This window comes from Pseudoalteromonas sp. SG44-8, from assembly GCF_014164125.1.
Lineage (GTDB): Bacteria > Pseudomonadota > Gammaproteobacteria > Enterobacterales > Alteromonadaceae > Pseudoalteromonas > Pseudoalteromonas rhizosphaerae.
The window spans coordinates 1-19,041 of sequence record NZ_JACJEQ010000033.1 but is presented as its reverse complement, the minus strand read 5'-3'; the positions used below and the strand labels follow the sequence as shown (position 1 = coordinate 19,041).

Below are 19,041 nucleotides of genomic sequence, written 5' to 3'. Positions count from 1 at the left end.
TTGTGGCGTTTGCAATTCTGCTATTTAAATCTGATTTAAAAGTAATAACGTAAGGTCGCTGCAATATCAGCATACTCATCAACGTAACGGTATGAAGCACCTAAAATTGCTTTTTCAGTCAAGGTGTAATTAAAACCCGCTTTTAAAACAACGTTATTGTCACTTTCTTCATCATGTAAACGCTCGTAACCTAAGCCTGCATTTACCTCGAATTTATCCGTGACTAAATGCCTAACTTGCACATTAGCAGAGAGGATATCAGCACTATCTGAGTCCGAGTAAGCTGATTCTGACGATGAGAATACTTGGCCATTAAACCTTTCTTCGACGAGGTTTATGAAGTCAGTGCTGTACTTCAGTCTACCTAGATTGATACTGTAATCTAAATTGGTAACTGCAGATAAACGTTGAATATAACCCGCACTGAGCTCTAATCTAGTAAATTCAGCGTCTAGCTTTCCTTCAGTGTATAACTGTGACGTTCCTACATACTCACCGTTTTGAAAGATATCACGATAATCCTCAGAGACACTATTTGACAGATCATCTGATGTGCTTGCATATAAACCGGTTAGATACCAATTACTACTTACTTGCTTGCTAAGCTTAACTGCATAACCATCAAAGCTAAGTTCATCCAAGTCATCTACGTCCATTTTTGCATAGCCAACTTCGACATAGTCATAACTTAAGCCAGCCGTTTCATTCGCCACCGCTGTTATTGAAAAAAGTGATAAAGCACCTGCGATTACTGCATATTTCATTTAATTGTCTTCCATAATAAAAATCGTAGGGAAAATAGCAGTTACAGTAATATTTCACAATTAATTGCATACATCTTTAGGTAAATAAATGTGAATAACCACACTTAAAAAATGATTTATTTGGATTTAAATTGAGGAAACACATATTACGAGGGAGCAACTATATGGTTGCAGAAAAGCCAGACTGTCCATAAGGCGAGGTGGCGGCTTGATAAAACTGCGCAATGCGACCTGCACGCTGCTCAACTTCAATATCGCGCTTAGCCGTTGCGGTTTCTGATTCAGCAGTAGTTGCAACTTTCTCATCCTTTGTTAATTCGTTATCTACTTTGAACGATGCTGATTGCGTACTGCTTTCATCATCACTGTCTATATTACTAAGCTCTGCTTGCGCTGCAGCGAGCTTTTGAGTGGCATCAGCAGCAATCGAACGATCAGCACCAGAAGGCTCTGCCGGCGCTAAAGCTGCAGCACGTACCGTTTGCATTTTCTCTATTGTAGCTCGCGGGTCACCTGCTATTTCAGCAACGTCAATTTGTACTTCGCCGCCAACAGCGTAATTGGTACCATCAGGTCCACGTTGGTACTCATAACTTGGCGAACCTGCGTGTTGACCACCAACTGATGAATGAGCTTGCTCATGAATACGTACTTCAGTATCACGCGCTTTTAACTCTTTAATTTGCTCAGCGTCTTGTTGCTCTTGCTGAGCTACTTGCTCTTTTTGCTTTGCCTCTTTCTCTTTATCTTGTTGTTGCTGTTCATTTTGCTCTGGATTTTGCTCTGCATCTCCCTGCTGACGCTCTTGAATTACTTTTTCGTCGGCAAGTTTACCCTTGGCATCATAAGTGCCGGTATCAGTTGTACCGGGTTGTTTAGTTTTTTCATTATCACCGAGCGCTTTGTTTTCAGCATTAGTCGGTTTTGTAGCTGCAGGTGGCGGGATAACTTCCCGAAGTTGGTTGTCACGCCGAGCGGTTTCCGTATAAACATTTGCGGTGTTTATATTAATATTTGGAAATGGCGTGACAATGTTCATGGCAAATTAAACACGAATATCAATCAAAGTCCCCAGTACTTCGTCCGCGGTTTGAATTGATTGCGTATTGGCTTTGGCATTAAACTCTTCGACCTTTAAATTGACCAAGGCTTCATCAATACGTGGTGGTTGTGACACAGGAGCGGTTACCGCTTCTTCCGGACGAGCAGCTTGCAGCTGGCGCTGTTGGGCAAGCTGAGCGTCGTCTTGTTGCTCAATGCTGGCGCGATTTATTTCTGCGCTGGCTTTCTCTATACCCTGACTGGCACGATTAAAACCTTCAACACCGTTATTAAACACAGATCCGATTGGCATACAACACCTCAACCAATGATATATTGGTTAATTATCGCTCATAAAACAGTCAAAATAAAGCTTTACTGCAGAGTTTTTCAAACCACCGTAAAGTTACTTTTCAAAGCATTGATTTGACGGCAGATAAAAACTCTTTTTTATGGGATATAAAAGGTGCGTGTGACGCCTTATCGATCACTTCATACTCAAAATCGTGTTTTAAAACTTTCATTTTGGTTACTGCGCGATACGGTACCAATGCATCTAAACGGCCAAATACAGCACGGATTGGCACTGGACAACAGGCAAAAGCATCGCGTAAATCATCTTGCTGTAAAATATCCAAACCAGCAGTTAATGCGCACTCTTGTGGAGCCGGAAATTCATTGAGTAACTGTTTAAGTTGTTTAATATCATCTCGGGCATTTTCACTGCCCATCGCCTGTATTGCCAAAAAGCGATCGATGGTTTTCTCGCGATGAGTGACTAACTGCTCTTTAAATGCAGCTAATACATTTGCTTTTATTCCTGGCCAATCATCGCCTTCAGCAAATAATGGAGTTGCAGCAACTAATATCACTTTCGCGACTTTTTCAGGCCAGTGCTTTGCAATATAAAGAGCAAATAAACCACCTAAAGACCAGCCCATTAAGGTAGTGTTTGGCTGTAATTGATTGCTTAATTGTAATGCAGCGGCATGCAAAGTATACGGCTTTGGCGATGTTTGATTATTACCGTAACCGGGTAAATCAACACTGCGTACTGTATCGTTATGCATAAATTGAAGCTCCGGCAAGATCAACTGCCATACGCCTTGATTCATCCCCCAACCATGTAATAACACCAGCTCATTTTGCATTTTTTATAACCTTGCTCCAAACTTAGCGCTCATAATAGCGTTTGAGGGAATGAATGCAATGACTGCTTTTCATCAATGTTTTCAACAGCTGGGCGATTGGTTTTTTCCTTCTTTTTGTGTGCAATGCCAAAGTATTATCCGTACCAAACATAGTTTATGCGAACATTGTTTAGCTGATTTGCCGCTATTAGATATAACCACACATGCTAATTTACTGTATCGCCCAGATGTGGTTGAGTTATTTCCTGATTGCCAATTCGATTACCTGTTCGCTTGCGCGTGGTATCGTCCCCCTTTTGATGGTTGGCTCACGCAACTTAAATTTAGTAACCAGATTCATTATAAAAACGCATTGTCGTTAATTATTAGCCAACAACTGACTGTTAGTAAAAAAAATAGCGAAATATGGCCAGATTTATTTATTATTTTACCTCTACATCAGCAGCGTTTTTTAAAGCGAGGCTTTAACCAAGTATCACAATGCTGGTTGCCATGTTTAGTAAATGAAAATATTGATTCTCAGAGTTTACAGCGTACAAAGAAAACCCAAGCACAGTCATCACTTAGCAAAGCTAAACGAGTAAAAAACTTACATGGCGCATTTATATGTAATACCGATATGAGCGGAAAAACAGTTGCTATAATTGATGATGTGATGACAACAGGAGCAACTCTTAATGCAGCTACCATCGCCCTTAAAAAGGCTGGTGCTAAGCAAGTTTGGGCATTTGTAACCTGCTTAACACCATTAGGACATTAATACTTAAGCTAATTAATTAATCGGCATTCGCTCTAAATGTGTGACCAAAAAACAATGCATTGCTCAATAAACGACTGGTACCGTACCAATAGCCCCTAAATACCGGATCATCTGTCATACCAATCACACTGCCACGACCATACGAATGTGCCACTAAACCAGCCGCTCCCGCTACTTGCTCAACATTCACATCATCGGTAAAGCCCGCTAGTAATGGCTTTTGCGTATACTGCAACACATTTACAAATGGTGCAGCTGACATTTCAAGTAACCAAGTACTATTTTTAAATACTGGTAAGGTGTCACGCTGTAATGAAAAAGTAAGTGGGTGCGTTAAATCGGCTTTAGTATTAAATATCGCTCCAGCAATACGTTGACGCCCAGCTAAATGATCTTTATCACCATAGTTTAAGCCATCCGTTTTGAAGGCGCTGGCAACATCTCGGCGTGATAAATAACTGGTTTTTAATAGTTGTTGATCGACTAAAAACTTAGCCCCACCTTTGTGGCCCCAAATAACTCCACCTTTACGTACCCAAGTTTTAATTGCTATTTTGTCAGCATCTGAAAGCTTATTGTAATTTCCATGAGCCAAAACAATGTGGCTGTAATCACTAAGTTCAAGATCACCAAAACGTTCCATTTCCACAATGGTAGGTGCCACACCAACAAAGCGATCTAAGTAATACCACACTTCACCTACTTCATATTGACTAGTCCCTTGGCCACCAACGAGTAATACTTTAGGCGCTTTAACTACCGCTAACGTCCGCGAGCCTAAATCGACACCCTTTGCCGTTAAGCCAGAAGTAATAGGCGTAATTGCAATACCAAACTCATTTTGTGCACTATTTAATAACGACACCCATTGCGGATTTTTTTGAATCCCAGCAGGAATAATAATACTACCCGCAGCAAATTCCTGTGTACTTGCAAGCGATTTAGCTGATAACGGGCTGAGCGCCACACGAGCTTGCACACCTTGCTGTAATAATTTATTAAGCATTTTCGGAGCTAAATAATTATCCCATTTAAAGCCAAACGCATACTGTGCATCTAACGCAGCAAATTGTGGTTTTTCAGGCTGTTGCCATGCATTTTTACTAACGTCTAAGCCCCAGCCACTTTTAATTGCTGCAAACTCCAAGTTAAAAGCATGGGCTAACGTCCAGCCGGATACATCATAAAAAGTGTTATCAACAAAACGCTTTTGCTCACTAAAAATGGCTTTAACTAAGCGATATTGCGGCTGGGCTAATGGCACAAAATAACTTTTCGCAGAAAAATTCTTACCATCCGCTTTTACTGCTTTATTAAGTGGATAAGCTTTGATCTGATGCTGTTTCAATAAATCTAAAAAAAGTGCGCTACGTGTTGTATCTGCACCGCCTTGCACTACATAACCTTTATAATCTTCATCATTAGCAAGCTCTATAGCATTATTGTAAAAACTAGCTTGGTAATCGAGTAATGCTTGGCGATTATCTATCGCAGCCTGAAATGTAGATAGGCTCGTAAGCAGCTGGTTTTTAATCGTAAATGCAAAACTCAGCGGTCCATTTATGGTTTCTTGCAGATGACCACGAGAACTTGCTTGCTCAAATAAAATACCCACACCACCATTTACATCTGGATAAGTTGAACCTTTGCCATAGTAAAAATCATCAAAGCTTTCTTCGGTAAAATATAACGCGTTGTGTTCATCCAATGTTTTAGCATGATAGTTACCTATTGCCTTCGTGAGACTGACATTTTCATCAGGGGTGATCGGGTGCTTACGTGATGGAATACCTGGCTGAAAGAAAAAAGTGCTATTGGGACCCATTTCATGGAAATCAGTAAGAATATTGGGTTTCCAGTAATGAAACTTAGCAATACGAGCACGAGATTCAGGGTGTTGTAGCAGCAACCAATCACGATTTAAATCAAACCAGTAATGGTTAGTACGGCTACTTGGCCAGCTTTCAATATGCTCCCGAGTTTGTGGATCAGACGATAAGTTCATACCGCGATTACTATTCGCCCAATTCGCAAAGCGTGCTAAACCATCGGGGTTTAATGAAGGATCGAGTAAAATAACCGTGTTATTTAATAGCGTATCAATTTCTTTACCTTGCGCCGCAGCTAAATAATAAGCCACTAGCAAGGCTGAATTACTACCAGAAGATTCATTGCCATGAACGCTATAACCCATCCAAACGACCGCTGGCTGATCGGTTTCTTTGGCTTTTTCTGGATCGGCTAAACGCGCCAAGTGCGCCTTACGTGTTTGCTCCACATTCGCCAACTTATCAGCTGCGGTGATAGTTATCATAACGAGCGGGCGCTGCTCATGGGTACGACCAATGACTTCAAAATTAATACGGTCACTTTTTTGTGCCAATATTTCCATATAACGAACGAGTTGATCATGACGTACGTGCCACTGCCCGACTTCATAGCCTAAAACCTGCTCTGGAGTGGGAATAGTTGGATCAAATTTCACATCATCATTGAAATAATATGAAAGCGGTTGTGCTAAACAAGAAAAGCTTAGCAATAGTGTAAAGATTGTTATTATCAAACGCATAGAAAACACTCAGTAAATGATCAATGTTTGCACGCTACCATTGCTTAAAATAGATGCCAAATTTTTACGCTCAACACTGGCGACAACGCGATGAGCGGAGTATGATAACCAGTATCCGAGTAATTTAGTCAAGTATAGTTGTTTTATGATTTCTATTTCCGAAACCGCACAATCGCATTTTGCAAAATTATTAGCTGACCAAGCTGAAAAAACAAATATTCGCGTATTTGTTGTTAACCCTGGCACATCACAAGCGGAATGTGGTGTATCTTACTGCCCTGAAGATGCAGTAGAAGCCACCGATATTCGTCTTCCTTTTAACGGCTTTGATGCTGTAGTTGACACAGAAAGCGCGCCATTTTTAGAAGAAGCTGAAATTGACTTCGTTACCGACAAAATGGGCACTCAGTTAACACTTAAAGCCCCCAATGCTAAAGCCCGTAAAATCGGTGATGACGCAGGACTTAACGAACGTATTCAACACATGTTAGAAACAGAGGTTAACCCTCAGCTTGCTAACCATGGCGGCCAAGTTAGCCTTGTAGAAGTAACTGCTGAAGGTATTGCTGTTCTTCAATTTGGCGGTGGCTGTAATGGTTGTTCTATGATCGATGTCACACTAAAAGAAGGCATTGAAAAAGAAATGATTGCTAAGTTCGATGAAATCACCGGTGTTGCTGATATTACTGATCACAAAGCTGGCGATCATTCTTACTATTAATAGTAGGCAGTCATGCTAAAGCCGCTGATATATCGCTTAGGTTCAGAGCCTAAGCTCAGTTTAAAGCGCTTTTTACGCGGCTTAGCACTGTTTGTGCTAGCCGTGATATTAATCACCCTCGGCTATTATAGCCACTACAGCTTACAAATCATCGGCTTAGTAATTTTAGCCATCGCACTATTCTTCGCCGCTTGGGGCTACTTAGGTATCTTTGCTAATCGCTTTTCGCAGGTATTAGACAGAAAAGATTCCCGTCCAGAAGAAGATCCTGATCTTTGGAAATAGCCAAAGCTCTAGGTTCTATCAAAATACTGCCATGAAAAAGCACTCATCAACAATACCTATTTAATTTGTCTTACTTTATTTCAGTTGTTGCGGGAGCCTGAGTTTATGGAGAGCGAACCGACGACCTTCGGGTTATATAGCAACATCAAGATCTTCACTGAATTTCAGGCATAAAAAACACTCATATAGAGTGTCTATTCATTCTTAATTTTTATTTCAGTTGGTTGCGGGTGCCAGTGTTTATGAAGAACGAATCGATGACCTTCGGGTTATGAGTAGCCCAATTTTTGCACTCACTGAATTTTAGACATAAAAAAACACGCTTTAGGCGTTTCGATTTAATAGAACTTGTTATTTCAATGGTTGCGGGAGCCAGTATTTATGAAGAACGAATCGATGACCTTCGGGTTATGAGTAACCCAACTTATGCGTGTTACTAAATTTCAGACAAAAAAAACACTCATTAAGAGTGTCGATTCATTATTACTTTATTTCAATGGTTGCGGGAGCCAGAATTTATGAAGAACGAATCGACGACCTTCGGGTTATGAGTAGCCCAATCTTTGCACTCACTGAATTTTAGACATAAAAAAACACTCATTAAGAGTGTCGATTCATTATTACTTGATTTCAGTGGTTGCGGGAGCCGGATTTAAATAGATGGCCTTTGCTGGCTAATGTAGAGCTGAGACCGACGAGCTATTTATTTCACTGAATTTTAGACATAAAAAAACACTCATTAAGAGTGTCGATTCATTATTACTTGATTTCAGTGGTTGCGGGAGCCGGATTTGAACCGACGACCTTCGGGTTATGAGCCCGACGAGCTACCAGGCTGCTCCATCCCGCGCCTGAAATTGCAGATTTATTTATAGTTGCTATACATGACAACTTGGCTTCCAATAAAAATTGGTTGCGGGAGCCGGATTTGAACCGACGACCTTCGGGTTATGAGCCCGACGAGCTACCAGGCTGCTCCATCCCGCGCCTGTATATTTTAAGTCTATCGACTAGTGATTTTTAACTCTCACCTAGAGTTTACAGTAACCGCTTCTTAAAAAGAATTGGTTGCGGGAGCCGGATTTGAACCGACGACCTTCGGGTTATGAGCCCGACGAGCTACCAGGCTGCTCCATCCCGCGCCTGTAATTTCTTTTTCAACGGTTTCGCGTTATTTGCGAGCCTGTTTCGAAGAGAGCGCTATAGTATAGGAATCATATTATAATGCAACAGTTAAACTGCCTAAAGCTGTTCAACCGAACAAAAAGCAAACAAACAGAGTAATTAAAGCGCTCTTTGGTGTGGACTGATCATTTTTTGCCACTCCCAATCAGGGTGACCCATCACTATAAAGTCAGGGTTCTCTGTACTCTCACGCTGATTGTAGGTTAATGGATTAAATTCAGCATCAGTAATACAGCCACCTGCTTCTTCAACAATTATTTGCGATGCTCCCGTATCCCACTCACCTGTTGGCCCTATCCGTAAAAAACAGTCAGCTTTACCCTCAGCAACAATACATGCTTTTAAAGAGCATGAACCTACAGCAACTGTTGTAAACTGCGCGTTCAAGTATTGACTAACAGCTTCAATTTTTTGACGACGACTAACAGCCAAAGTTAAGTTATCTGGAGTGGCAACATTGATCTGCTGCTCTACGCCATCGACACGCTTAAATGCACCATTTTGATAACTGGCAAAGTAAGTTGTCTCTTTCGCTGGCCAATAAATCACCCCAAGCACTGGGCGATTGTTTTCAATCAAAGCGATATTTACCGCAAAGTCGCCGCTTTCTAAAATAAACTCACCGGTACCGTCCATTGGATCGAGTAACCAATAGCGCTGCCAATCTTGCCTATCCGCTAAAGCAGGGATTGGTGTTTCTTCTGACATAATAGGAATATCTGGCGCTAGTGCTTTTAATCCAGCAACTAACACATCGTTAGCGGCTAAATCGGCTTTAGTGACAGGTGTGTGATCTGACTTTTCTTGCTGGCCAATATCATCTTTCTTGTAAATAGCCATAATCGCAGCACCAGCGCTTTGCGCAAGCTCAATACATGGCTCAAGTAATTCAATCATTCGCAGCTCCTGATTCTAAATGCTTAGTTAATAATAGCAAAGCTGCAACGCTTCGTGCTTCGGTGAAGTCTGATTGTTGTAATAATGACTGCCAATCGGTTAATGGCCACTTAACAACCACTAATGGTTCTGGCTCGTCCCCAACTAAAGTTTGCGGATAAAGTTGTTGCGCAAACAATATGTGCATAGTCGCATTAAAGTAACTGGGTGCCATTGAAACCACTTTAAGTGGCTGAAGTTGCTCAGCACCAAAGCCAACTTCTTCTTTTAATTCTCGGTTTGCTGCTTGTTCTGGTGTTTCACCAGGATCAATTAAGCCTTTTGGGAAGCCTAGTTGATAATCATTAGTGCCAGCACAATATTCTCGTACTAACAGTAATTCATTATCAGCTGTTAATGGCACTATCATTACAGCCCCTCGGCCACCGCCGCGGATCCGTTCGTATTGACGCTGTTCGTCATTTGAAAATTTTAATTCAAGTGATTCCACCGTAAATAATCGGCTTTTAGCAACAACTTCGGTGCGAAGAATTTGTGGTGGTGTTGGGTGCTTTTTCTGTGTCATTGGCATTAATTTGCTATCATGGCAGTTAGTTCAATAATAAACCCTATAAGATGAAATTCCTATGTTAAATTGGTCAAAAATCGATACTGTGCTGCTAGATATGGATGGCACTTTGCTCGATCTCCATTTTGATAATCACTTTTGGCTGACAGTGATCCCTGAGCAACTCGCTATCGCAAAGAATATTAGTTTGGCACAAGCCCAAGCGGATATATTAAAACGCTATCAAGCCGTTAGCGGTCAAATCCAATGGTATTGCTTAGATTACTGGGAACAACAACTTAATTTACCTATTATGGAGCTAAAATATCAGCATCAGCACCTCATTAAAATGCGTGAGGATGTACCTGCATTTTTAACATCGTTGCGAAAAGCGGGTAAAGAGTTGATTTTACTTACCAACGCACACCCGGAAAGTGTCATGCTCAAGTTTGAAAAAACCAGTATTGATAACTATTTAGATGGTGTGGTGTCGACTCATCAATATGGTGTGAGTAAAGAGCAGCAAAGCTTATGGCAGCAAGTACAACTCGATTTAGGTTTTGATAAGCAGCGTACGCTGTTCGTTGACGACAGTTTAGCGGTACTAAACGCCGCAAAAGAATATGGTATTGGCCATTTATTGGCGGTTGCAAACCCAGATAGTAAACAACCGCACAATGAAATCAGTGACTATTTGAGCGTCACTGATTTTCGTGACATGCTGCCTTAATTTTTAGGGTAGCGAGCCTCTAAGCCTTGATATACAAGCTTTGCAAAATCAGCATGTTCCGTATTCAGGCTTTTAACGACCTCAACTAAATGCTCGTTATCTTCTTTGCCATGCCATTCTTTAATGTAGCTACCATCTTTATAACCATGATCTTGGCGGAAAAAATTAAGCGTATTTTTACCTACATAGCCTCGATATAAATAATCAATATCCATACCTATTTGCGCCATACATCCAGCGAAGGCTGCGGCGTTAAAGGTTTTCTCAGCGACGGCTGACGCGGCGAGAATTTCTAACGTTTGTTTGAAATCATCAGCTTGTTGCGGTGCACTTAACTGTTGTTCCAACTGCTTAGCAAGCTCTAAATAACTGGTCTCACCATCAATGCGTAACGATAAACCGAAGTGAAAAATATCAACCAATTCTAAAATAACTTGCTCGGTATCTGGAGTTTGCTTTTTCCACCATTTCCAACCGTAATGATCAAGCATTTCAGCGCATTCAACCCAAATAGCGCGATACCATTCAAAGCCTTGGCTAAACCATTGATCATGAACTTTGGTGTTCATGGCATTTTGCATTTCTAGCATCACCACGAGTTTATTTAAATTGGCAGACATATCTCTTCCGGTTACTATTTTTTAATTGTAGTTAATAATACAGATAAATACTCTTCGATGAAATCGATTCTACGTGCTGATTGTGGTTAATACGCAGAGGTCGCTAACACAAATATTGCCAATATAGCTAAGAGCATTTCATTACGCGGCACCCGAGGATATTTTGCTAACTGAAAACTGACGGCTACCTACCTGTAGTAAATTCTTGCCATGAATTAATCAGATCAACAAAATCTTCAAAACCACAGCCACTACTTAAACCATTTTCCTCGAGCATAAGCTCATCATCTTGATAAGCAAATAAATCTTCAGAGTCTTGGTGCAAGGCATGGGCTTCAAAAATGGCTTCATCTTTATTTAAGATCAAATCAATTTCTTGGCCCTGTAGCGTTAACGGCTCAAAACTACTTGATACTGAGGCTATTAAAGCTTGTACCATAGCAATTTTGTCTTTGCCGATCTCTTCATTTAACCAACGGCCAATAACCGCATGTTCACTGCTAATTTTAATCCGCAGGCCACTTATTGGATCGCGTATAAATTGGTATTCCATAACTTTACCTAAATACAACTAATGATCGGGATTATACCCTAGTCAGTGCTGAATAAATAAAGCCAGTGACAAAAATAGCGCTAAAAAGCGCTATTCTTTGAAGTGATACAGCTACCGATAAGATCTAAACCGCGCGGCATCAATGATTGCCCAAATATAGACGATCGGCAGTAATATAAAACCAATCGCAACATAAATAAGCGCGCCACTAATAACCCACGCTAGGAAGAAACCAATTGCCGCCATGATCCGGCCTTGAACTAACTGCCCTAAACCTGGGAAAAATATATTACAAATCGCTGCGATAACATTACCGCCTGAACCTTGCTCTGCCATGTTAACCTCAATTATTAATTTAATTTTATTCTTATCTACTTACATTCTTCATGCCAATTATTTAGTTATTAAAAATCAATATGTTAAAATCAACGGTAATACGAAGAACTAGCTAAAATCGTGATTTTTACTAAATATAAGTCAAATTGGCGATATCACTTCACACCATTGATCTAGCTTAGCTAAAAAATGACTATAAATGAATCATTAAGTTTTTAAAGCCTTTAGACTATGTATTAAATTAACTGGTTATAAAAACAGTATTTTATTTAGCCTAACAAAAACACCTGTTATACTGCTTTTAATATTGATTGAAAAGGCGTGATGATGGACGTTTCAGAATTACTCGACGGTTTAAATGATAAACAACGGGATGCAGTTGCAGCCCCACTCCAAAATATGCTGGTGCTTGCTGGCGCAGGCTCTGGGAAAACTCGAGTACTCGTTCATCGTATCGCATGGTTAATGCAGGTTGAGCAAGCCTCCGCTTATAGTATTTTTGCAGTAACCTTTACCAATAAAGCAGCTAAAGAAATGCGCACGCGCGTTGAACAAGCCCTTCAAGCACCAGTAGGTGGTATGTGGATTGGTACTTTCCATGGCTTATCACACCGTATATTGCGCGCCCACCATCGCGAAGCAAACTTACCAGAAGCGTTTCAAATTTTAGACTCTGATGATCAACTTAGAATGATCAAACGCTTATTAAAAGCCATGAATATTGATGACAAAAAATGGCCTGCAAAACAGTTTGGCTGGTATATCAGCGCCAAGAAAGATGAAGGTCTGCGCCCCAAAGATATCCAAGCTTACGACATCAACGAACAAATGATGCTTAAAGTTTACACCGCTTATCAAGAAGCATGTGATCGAGCAGGATTAGTTGATTTTGCCGAAATCTTATTACGTAGTTTTGAAGTACTAAAAAATAATCCAACCTTACTACGTCACTACCAGCAACGTTTTGCCCATATGCTAGTAGACGAGTTTCAAGATACCAACACCATTCAATATGCATGGCTTAAATTATTAGCCGGCGATACCAACAGCATCATGATCGTAGGTGATGATGACCAAAGTATTTACGGTTGGCGTGGTGCTAAAATTGAAAACATTAAGCGCTTTTTGACCGATTTTAAAGCCGAAACTATTCGCCTTGAACAAAACTATCGCTCTACTGCCACTATTCTAAAAGCGTCTAATGCACTTATTCAAAATAACTCAGACCGAATGGGTAAAAGCCTCTGGACTGATGGCAATGATGGTGAACCTATTTCTGTTTATGCCGCTTTTAACGAATTAGACGAAGCGCGCTTTGTAAGCAGCAAATTACGCAGCTGGTTAAACGCTGGTAATGCCCTACAAGATGCGGCGATTTTATATCGTAGTAACGCGCAATCGCGGGTACTTGAAGAAGCCATGTTACAAGAAGGCTTGAAGTACCGCATTTACGGCGGTATGCGCTTCTTTGAACGTCAGGAAATTAAAGATGCGCTGGCATATTTACGGCTCGTAGGTAATCGTCAGGATGATGCTGCATTTGAGCGAGTGATTAACACTCCTGCTCGTGGCATTGGCGATAAAACCTTAAGCCATATTCGCGATTGTGCGCGTAGCGAATCATTGCCATTATGGTACGCCGCCAAAGCCATCGTAGAACAACAACATTTATCAGGACGTGCGGCGACGGTTGTTACTAAGTTTGTTGAACTGGTAGAACATATTGAAGATAAAATTGGTGATCTCACTTTAGAAGAGCAAGCGAAATACGCTATTCAAACATCTGGTTTAATGGCGATGTATCAAGCAGAAAAAGGCGAAAAGGGCCGCGCTCGGGTAGAAAACTTAGAAGAGCTGATCAGCGCCTGTGGCCAATACGAACTCCCGGAAGATGAAGAGTTTAGCTCACCACTGCAAGGATTCTTGGCTTATACCTCACTGGAATCCGGTGATGGTCAAGCTGAAGAACATGAAGATGCAGTGCAAATGATGACGTTGCACTCAGCGAAAGGCTTAGAGTTTCCACTCGTATTTATGGTTGGTGTTGAAGAAGGCATGTTCCCATCTCAACAAAGTAATGAAGAATCAGGTCGGTTAGAAGAAGAGCGTCGTCTTTGTTATGTCGGCATGACTCGCGCCATGGAAAAACTCTATATTAGCCATGCCGAGAGCCGCCGTCTTTATGGTCAAGAAAAGTACCACAGTCCATCACGCTTTTTACGTGAAATGCCTGAAGATTGTATTGAAGAAATTCGTATTAAAACTCAAGTATCGCGACCACCCGCAGCAGGACGATTTAGCTCATCAGTAAGTCATGCCGTATTTGAAGAAAGTGGCTTTAGCTTAGGACAACACGTATTACATGCAAAATTTGGTATGGGAACGGTTATTAATTACGAAGGCAGTGGCGCTCAATCTCGCGTACAAGTGAATTTTGATGACTTTGGTAGTAAGTGGTTAGTAACTGTTTATGCACGACTACAAGCCATTTAACTCGTTAATAAGTAATATCCTACCGCAAATTGCCTATGCTAAACATAGGCAATTGCTACTCATTACTGGCGAACAAAACTGGTGTTATCAACAGGCTAATGAGTTACTCAAGCAACTTTGCCATCCGCTTGTTAAGGTATTATCAACTAGTGGCGAACTCACTGACAGTAGCTGGCCTGAACATACTCATCAAATTCTTGGCCAAGAATTTCAGCATGTTATTTATGACGGTTTTAGTGGCTTAGTGCCAGACAAATTTGCTGCTCTTAGTGGCACTGTTCAGGCTGGCGGTTTATTTATTGTATTGTTGCCAGAACTTGATGATTTACACTATTGGTGTGACCCAGCACTGACCGCCTTTCAATCATTTGCTCAACAACAACAGCAGAGTTATTTTAACCAACGCTTTGCACACTTACTCCAGAGTAATTTGTATCTGCACCTCAGCCAACAATCAGGCTGGCAAACGTTACCAGAAACAAGCCAGCTAGCAGGTAAAATAAACCTAACTGAACAGCAATTTTGCATCGAGCAAATCATTAGAACTGCCAACGGTAGAGCCAATCGCCCTTTATTGATCAGCGCAGATCGTGGCCGCGGAAAATCGGCGGCTTTAGGGCTTGCTGCTGCAACACTTAACGATAAAAAAATACTCATTTGTGCACAGCAGTTTAACGCCCTACACAGCTGTTTTAAACACTTTGCCGCAGCACGAGGATTAAGCTATCAAACTCGGGATAAACAACTCGCCAACTTGCATTATATTGCACCCGATCAATTACTAAATGAACTACCTGACTGTGATGTATTGTTGGTTGATGAAGCTGCTGCGATCCCAGTACCATTATTAATTAAAATGCTCACGCATTATCCCCGCATTATATTTGCCAGCACTATGGTAGGTTATGAAGGGAATGGCCGCGGGTATACTTTAAAATTCAAACGTTACCTAGAGCAACATTATAAAAATATGCATAGTGTTACTCTAGAGCAACCAATTCGCTTCGCAGCGAATGATCCGCTAGAACAGCATATTTGTAATTTGTTAGCACTTGACGCCGATTATCAAGATATTACGCTAGACACCAGCGCTCTGCTCTATTCTGAACTGACTCCCCAACACCTTGCTAAAAATGAAGCACTACTGCGTCAAGTCATTGGGCTATTAGCATTAGCGCATTATCAAACTAGCGTGAATGACTTGCGCCACTTACTCGACGCGACAGAGCAACGCATCTTTGTATGTCAGCAACAAGGCGTTATTATTGCAGTATGCCTAATTGCGATTGAAGGCGGTTTAACCGCAGACTTGAGTCAACAGGTTGTTAGTGGTCAACGTCGCCCACAGGGGCATTTGATGGCGCAAACATTAGCACAGTTAAGTGCTAATGCTGACGTACTAACAAGGTTGTGTGCTCGTGTTGTGCGCATTGCTGTAGCTCCATCACAGCATAGTAAATGTATTGGTTCACAACTTATTACTCATTGTGAACAGCAACTAGCATCAAGCTGTGACTGGTTTGGAGCCAGTTTTGGCGCTAATGCGAGCCTACTCAAGTTTTGGCAAATGGCGGGGTTTAGTTTAGTTAAACTAGGCTTTATGCAAGATAAAGCGACTGCAGAACATGCAGCTCTTGTGGCTAAAAGTTTAACTGATCGCAGCTCGCTAATTAAAAATCTGAAAACTGATTTTCAATCAGACTTTGCATTGCAACTACTTGATCATTTCAATCAGTTAGATCAACAATTAGTCGAACAAGTACTGCGTGACTGTGCTCAACATAACGCTGATAACATCCAAGATACACGTCTAGCTGCATTACTAACAACAGATTACCAAATTTTTACCATCAAACCTTTATTGTGGCGGACACTTTGGTGCACACCAAGCAGCTTATCTAATTGCGATGAAAATACCAAATGTCTTTTTATTAGACTAATATTACAAAACTGGTCATCACAAAAGGCACAAATAGTTTTACAGATCCGTGGTAAAAAATCACTCGATAAACTATTCAAACAGGCTGTTACTAATTGGTATGAACAATACTTACTTAAAAAATTACCTTAGCGTTCTTTTCTTCTTTTCATTTTCACATAGCAATTTCGCCTATGCCGAGAACAAGCCAGCGATAAAATTAGGCATGTCTACCGCGTTAACAGGACCTGCCAAACAAATTGGTGAACAACTTTACCTAGGTAGTAATATCTATTTTAACAAGCTAAATAAAAACGGAGGTATCAACGGAGCACACGTAGAATTAATAGTCGCCGACGATGGCTATGAACCAAAACGCGCAGTAAGTAATACTCGTCACTTTATTTATCAAGACAAAGTAGATGCGCTATTCGGTGCAATGGGAACTCCAACAAGCTTTGCTGTTTTACCAATCCTTGAACAACTGCAAATTCCATATTTAATGCCTTACAGCGGCGCTAAATTTTTGCATTATCAGCCAACAATTAATGTATTCAACATAAGAGCTAGCTACGATGATGAAGCTGACGAGCAAATAAAATACCTAGTCGAAGAAAACAATCACACACGTATTGGGTTTTTAATTCAAGCAGATGAATTTGGTCTTGTAGTAGAATCTGGATTGCGAGAATCGCTCGCCAAACACAATCTAAAGCCAGTTAAAGTCGCTCGCTATCAACGAAATAGTAATGATATTAAGGATGCTCTCACAGCACTAAAAGCCAGCGGTGCTACTGCCATTTGCTTAGTCGGCACATACAAACCATTATCTGAATTTATAAATAGCGCATATGAACAACAGTTTATGCCTGACTACACCAGTATATCTTTTGCCTCAAGCAATGACTTATTTGCTCGCCTAAAATACCCCAGTAAACTTATGGCGACCGAAGTAATTCCTAACCCTAATAAATGTAACGCTTATTGGTGCACTGAATTCTTCAAAGATATGGCTGCAGCGCAAGTTAGCACACCTAGTCGTCTGCACTTTGAAGGCTATCTCAATGCAATGGTGTTTAGCGCCGCAGCACAACGCTGCCCGCAACCACTGCAACATAATTGTTTAATGCAGCGCCTAAATATTATTTTTAGTGAAGATAAACAAATAAACGCGTTATTCGTCAATAAAACTGATAAGAATAAGCATACTGTCTATCGCTCTGTGTTTTAACAAAATAGCTGCGCTTTCTAAATAATGTTCTATTATTAAGCTATATATTTAGGAGGTGAGGACACTATGGACTTAATTAATTTTAGAGTAGGCCAGAAAACAATTTCATTAAAAATTCTCGACATACTTTTAACTGAACGCTTTGAAGATAATTTAACCTCATTACCTAACGACAATAAAAGTTTTATTGGTGTTAAAGACTATATGGAAACCCCCACTCCAATATTTGATCTAGGTATTATTCTCAACAAACAATCAACACAAGATACCAACTTATCATTAGTGAATTTATTTAGTGAGTGGGAACAAAAACAACACGAATGGTTTTTCGCACTTGAAAATAGCATTAACCAAAATCAACCTTTTAACCACAACACTGACATTCAGCAATCTAACTTTGCAAAATGGTACAGCAGCTTTAAAACCGAAAATGAAGATCTTAAAGCAATTATAGAACGATTTAAGATCCCTCATGCACGCTTGTATAGTCGTGCTAATAAGCTAATTGAACTAGTAAAAAAAGGCAATCCAAAGCAAGCTCTTATTGACCTAAATATTGAGCGAAACAGCAATTTTATGCAATTAATTAGACTGTTCGAATCAGCCAAAGAACAAATTATTTTAGATTATAAACCAATCATCATTTTCACAACTAAAGATGGTAGAAACCCACATATAGGACTACTTGTTGATAAAGTCGAGGATAATATCAGTTATAAAAAAGAAGATATCAAGCCTTTAGATAAGCTAACAGATGTAGGTTTTGACATTGACCCGCAGACCAAAAATATGATGCGAGGATTAATAAAACTTGAGCATAAACATAGCGTACTCATAGACCCAAGTGCAATCTTTAGACCTGATCACTTAATGCATCAACATGCTGAAGAAACAGCAGAATATGGGTTGTTTTAGAAGTGCATTTTCTAGATAGCAGTTCCTTTTAAAGGGCGCTAGTTTCTCAAGATTAAAAATGGCGCATACATGTCAAAGGTTAACACTGACGGCTCGAAGCCATTAGCTTTCCTACAGACGTAAAAAAGCCGCTTCATTTCTGAAGCGGCTTTCTCAATTTGGAGCCTAGCAATGTCGTGGTGCCTACAGCGATAAAAAGTCACATAGCAAATGTATAGAGTCGGCATTAGGCGCTTATTCTTTTCCTCTAAACTATTACCTTTCACCTCGAACCTTCATTTTACTTTATTCCAGACGTAAAAAAGCCCGACTATTGCTAGTCGGG

General features: G+C 40.5%; 18 protein-coding genes and 3 tRNA genes. 8 read left to right on the top strand and 13 right to left on the bottom strand.

What is annotated here, in order from left to right:
* Nucleotides 1–35: 35 nt before the first annotated feature.
* From H5163_RS18295 to bioH, 4 genes are all read right to left on the bottom strand, one after another.
* The gene (locus H5163_RS18295; RefSeq protein WP_145242537.1) at nucleotides 36–764 is read right to left on the bottom strand and encodes a hypothetical protein; all 729 of its coding nucleotides are present in this window, start codon (nucleotides 762–764) and stop codon (nucleotides 36–38) included.
* Between the two features lie 160 nt (nucleotides 765–924).
* Nucleotides 925–1,803 carry a putative metalloprotease CJM1_0395 family protein gene (locus tag H5163_RS18290; protein WP_149983058.1) on the bottom strand — a complete coding sequence of 293 codons (879 nt, stop codon included), beginning with the start codon at nucleotides 1,801–1,803 and terminating at the stop codon, nucleotides 925–927.
* Nucleotides 1,804–1,809: 6 nt separating this feature from the next.
* A complete protein-coding gene (locus H5163_RS18285) occupies nucleotides 1,810–2,118 on the bottom strand; it encodes a hypothetical protein (RefSeq protein WP_145242541.1) in 309 nt (102 codons plus the stop codon).
* 100 nt (nucleotides 2,119–2,218) lie between these two features.
* A complete protein-coding gene (gene bioH / locus H5163_RS18280) occupies nucleotides 2,219–2,956 on the bottom strand; it encodes a pimeloyl-ACP methyl ester esterase BioH (protein ID WP_145242543.1) in 738 nt (245 codons plus the stop codon).
* A 58-nt stretch (nucleotides 2,957–3,014) separates the two neighbouring features.
* Here bioH and H5163_RS18275 point away from each other — a divergent pair, with 58 nt between their 5' ends.
* A complete protein-coding gene (locus H5163_RS18275; protein WP_182735700.1) occupies nucleotides 3,015–3,716 on the top strand; it encodes a ComF family protein in 702 nt (233 codons plus the stop codon).
* Nucleotides 3,717–3,732: 16 nt separating this feature from the next.
* On the opposite strand, the gene H5163_RS18270 is transcribed toward H5163_RS18275, so the two are convergent.
* The gene (locus tag H5163_RS18270) at nucleotides 3,733–6,285 is read right to left on the bottom strand and encodes a M14 metallopeptidase family protein (RefSeq protein ID WP_182735699.1); all 2,553 of its coding nucleotides are present in this window, start codon (nucleotides 6,283–6,285) and stop codon (nucleotides 3,733–3,735) included.
* Between the two features lie 145 nt (nucleotides 6,286–6,430).
* Between H5163_RS18270 and nfuA the strand changes: the two genes are divergently transcribed.
* Complete coding sequence (gene nfuA, locus H5163_RS18265; protein ID WP_145242549.1) at nucleotides 6,431–7,006, top strand: Fe-S biogenesis protein NfuA; 576 nt, start codon at nucleotides 6,431–6,433, stop codon at nucleotides 7,004–7,006.
* A 12-nt stretch (nucleotides 7,007–7,018) separates the two neighbouring features.
* Nucleotides 7,019–7,291, top strand: coding sequence for a hypothetical protein (locus tag H5163_RS18260; protein WP_145242551.1), 273 nt, complete (start codon nucleotides 7,019–7,021; stop codon nucleotides 7,289–7,291).
* A 773-nt stretch (nucleotides 7,292–8,064) separates the two neighbouring features.
* Here the strand turns inward: H5163_RS18260 and H5163_RS18255 are convergent.
* From H5163_RS18255 to nudE, 5 genes are all read right to left on the bottom strand, one after another.
* A tRNA-Met gene (locus H5163_RS18255) sits at nucleotides 8,065–8,141 on the bottom strand.
* A 60-nt stretch (nucleotides 8,142–8,201) separates the two neighbouring features.
* Nucleotides 8,202–8,278: transfer RNA gene (locus H5163_RS18250), tRNA-Met, on the bottom strand.
* 78 nt (nucleotides 8,279–8,356) lie between these two features.
* Nucleotides 8,357–8,433 (bottom strand) — tRNA-Met (locus H5163_RS18245).
* Between the two features lie 142 nt (nucleotides 8,434–8,575).
* Entirely contained in the window at nucleotides 8,576–9,373 is a 798-nt protein-coding gene (gene cysQ / locus H5163_RS18240; protein ID WP_145242561.1) for a 3'(2'),5'-bisphosphate nucleotidase CysQ, read from the bottom strand.
* Complete coding sequence (gene nudE, locus H5163_RS18235; protein ID WP_179959231.1) at nucleotides 9,366–9,938, bottom strand: ADP compounds hydrolase NudE; 573 nt, start codon at nucleotides 9,936–9,938, stop codon at nucleotides 9,366–9,368. Before nudE ends, cysQ begins: the two co-directional genes overlap by 8 nt.
* A 61-nt stretch (nucleotides 9,939–9,999) precedes the next feature.
* Here nudE and yrfG point away from each other — a divergent pair, with 61 nt between their 5' ends.
* Nucleotides 10,000–10,650 (top strand): GMP/IMP nucleotidase, encoded by a 651-nt coding sequence (gene yrfG, locus H5163_RS18230; RefSeq protein ID WP_182735698.1) that lies wholly within the window; start codon nucleotides 10,000–10,002, stop codon nucleotides 10,648–10,650.
* Here the strand turns inward: yrfG and H5163_RS18225 are convergent.
* The 3 genes from H5163_RS18225 to H5163_RS18215 form a co-directional block, all read right to left on the bottom strand.
* Nucleotides 10,647–11,270 (bottom strand): dUTP diphosphatase, encoded by a 624-nt coding sequence (locus H5163_RS18225; protein ID WP_182735697.1) that lies wholly within the window; start codon nucleotides 11,268–11,270, stop codon nucleotides 10,647–10,649. The two genes, yrfG and H5163_RS18225, sit on opposite strands and share 4 nt — an antisense overlap.
* A 184-nt stretch (nucleotides 11,271–11,454) precedes the next feature.
* Nucleotides 11,455–11,823 (bottom strand): YacL family protein, encoded by a 369-nt coding sequence (locus H5163_RS18220; protein WP_145242569.1) that lies wholly within the window; start codon nucleotides 11,821–11,823, stop codon nucleotides 11,455–11,457.
* Between the two features lie 111 nt (nucleotides 11,824–11,934).
* The gene (locus H5163_RS18215) at nucleotides 11,935–12,159 is read right to left on the bottom strand and encodes a hypothetical protein (RefSeq protein ID WP_145242571.1); all 225 of its coding nucleotides are present in this window, start codon (nucleotides 12,157–12,159) and stop codon (nucleotides 11,935–11,937) included.
* Nucleotides 12,160–12,486: 327 nt separating this feature from the next.
* Between H5163_RS18215 and uvrD the strand changes: the two genes are divergently transcribed.
* The 4 genes from uvrD (at nucleotide 12,487) to H5163_RS18195 (ending at nucleotide 18,716) form a co-directional block, all read left to right on the top strand.
* The gene (gene uvrD / locus H5163_RS18210; protein WP_145242582.1) at nucleotides 12,487–14,652 is read left to right on the top strand and encodes a DNA helicase II; all 2,166 of its coding nucleotides are present in this window, start codon (nucleotides 12,487–12,489) and stop codon (nucleotides 14,650–14,652) included.
* A complete protein-coding gene (locus H5163_RS18205; protein WP_182735696.1) occupies nucleotides 14,630–16,723 on the top strand; it encodes a GNAT family N-acetyltransferase in 2,094 nt (697 codons plus the stop codon). The genes uvrD and H5163_RS18205 overlap by 23 nt, the downstream gene beginning before the upstream one ends.
* 73 nt (nucleotides 16,724–16,796) lie before the next feature.
* Entirely contained in the window at nucleotides 16,797–17,801 is a 1,005-nt protein-coding gene (locus H5163_RS18200) for an ABC transporter substrate-binding protein (protein ID WP_259399834.1), read from the top strand.
* Nucleotides 17,802–17,867: 66 nt separating this feature from the next.
* A complete protein-coding gene (locus tag H5163_RS18195; RefSeq protein ID WP_145242578.1) occupies nucleotides 17,868–18,716 on the top strand; it encodes a chemotaxis protein in 849 nt (282 codons plus the stop codon).
* The last annotated feature ends 325 nt before the right edge of the window (nucleotides 18,717–19,041 follow it).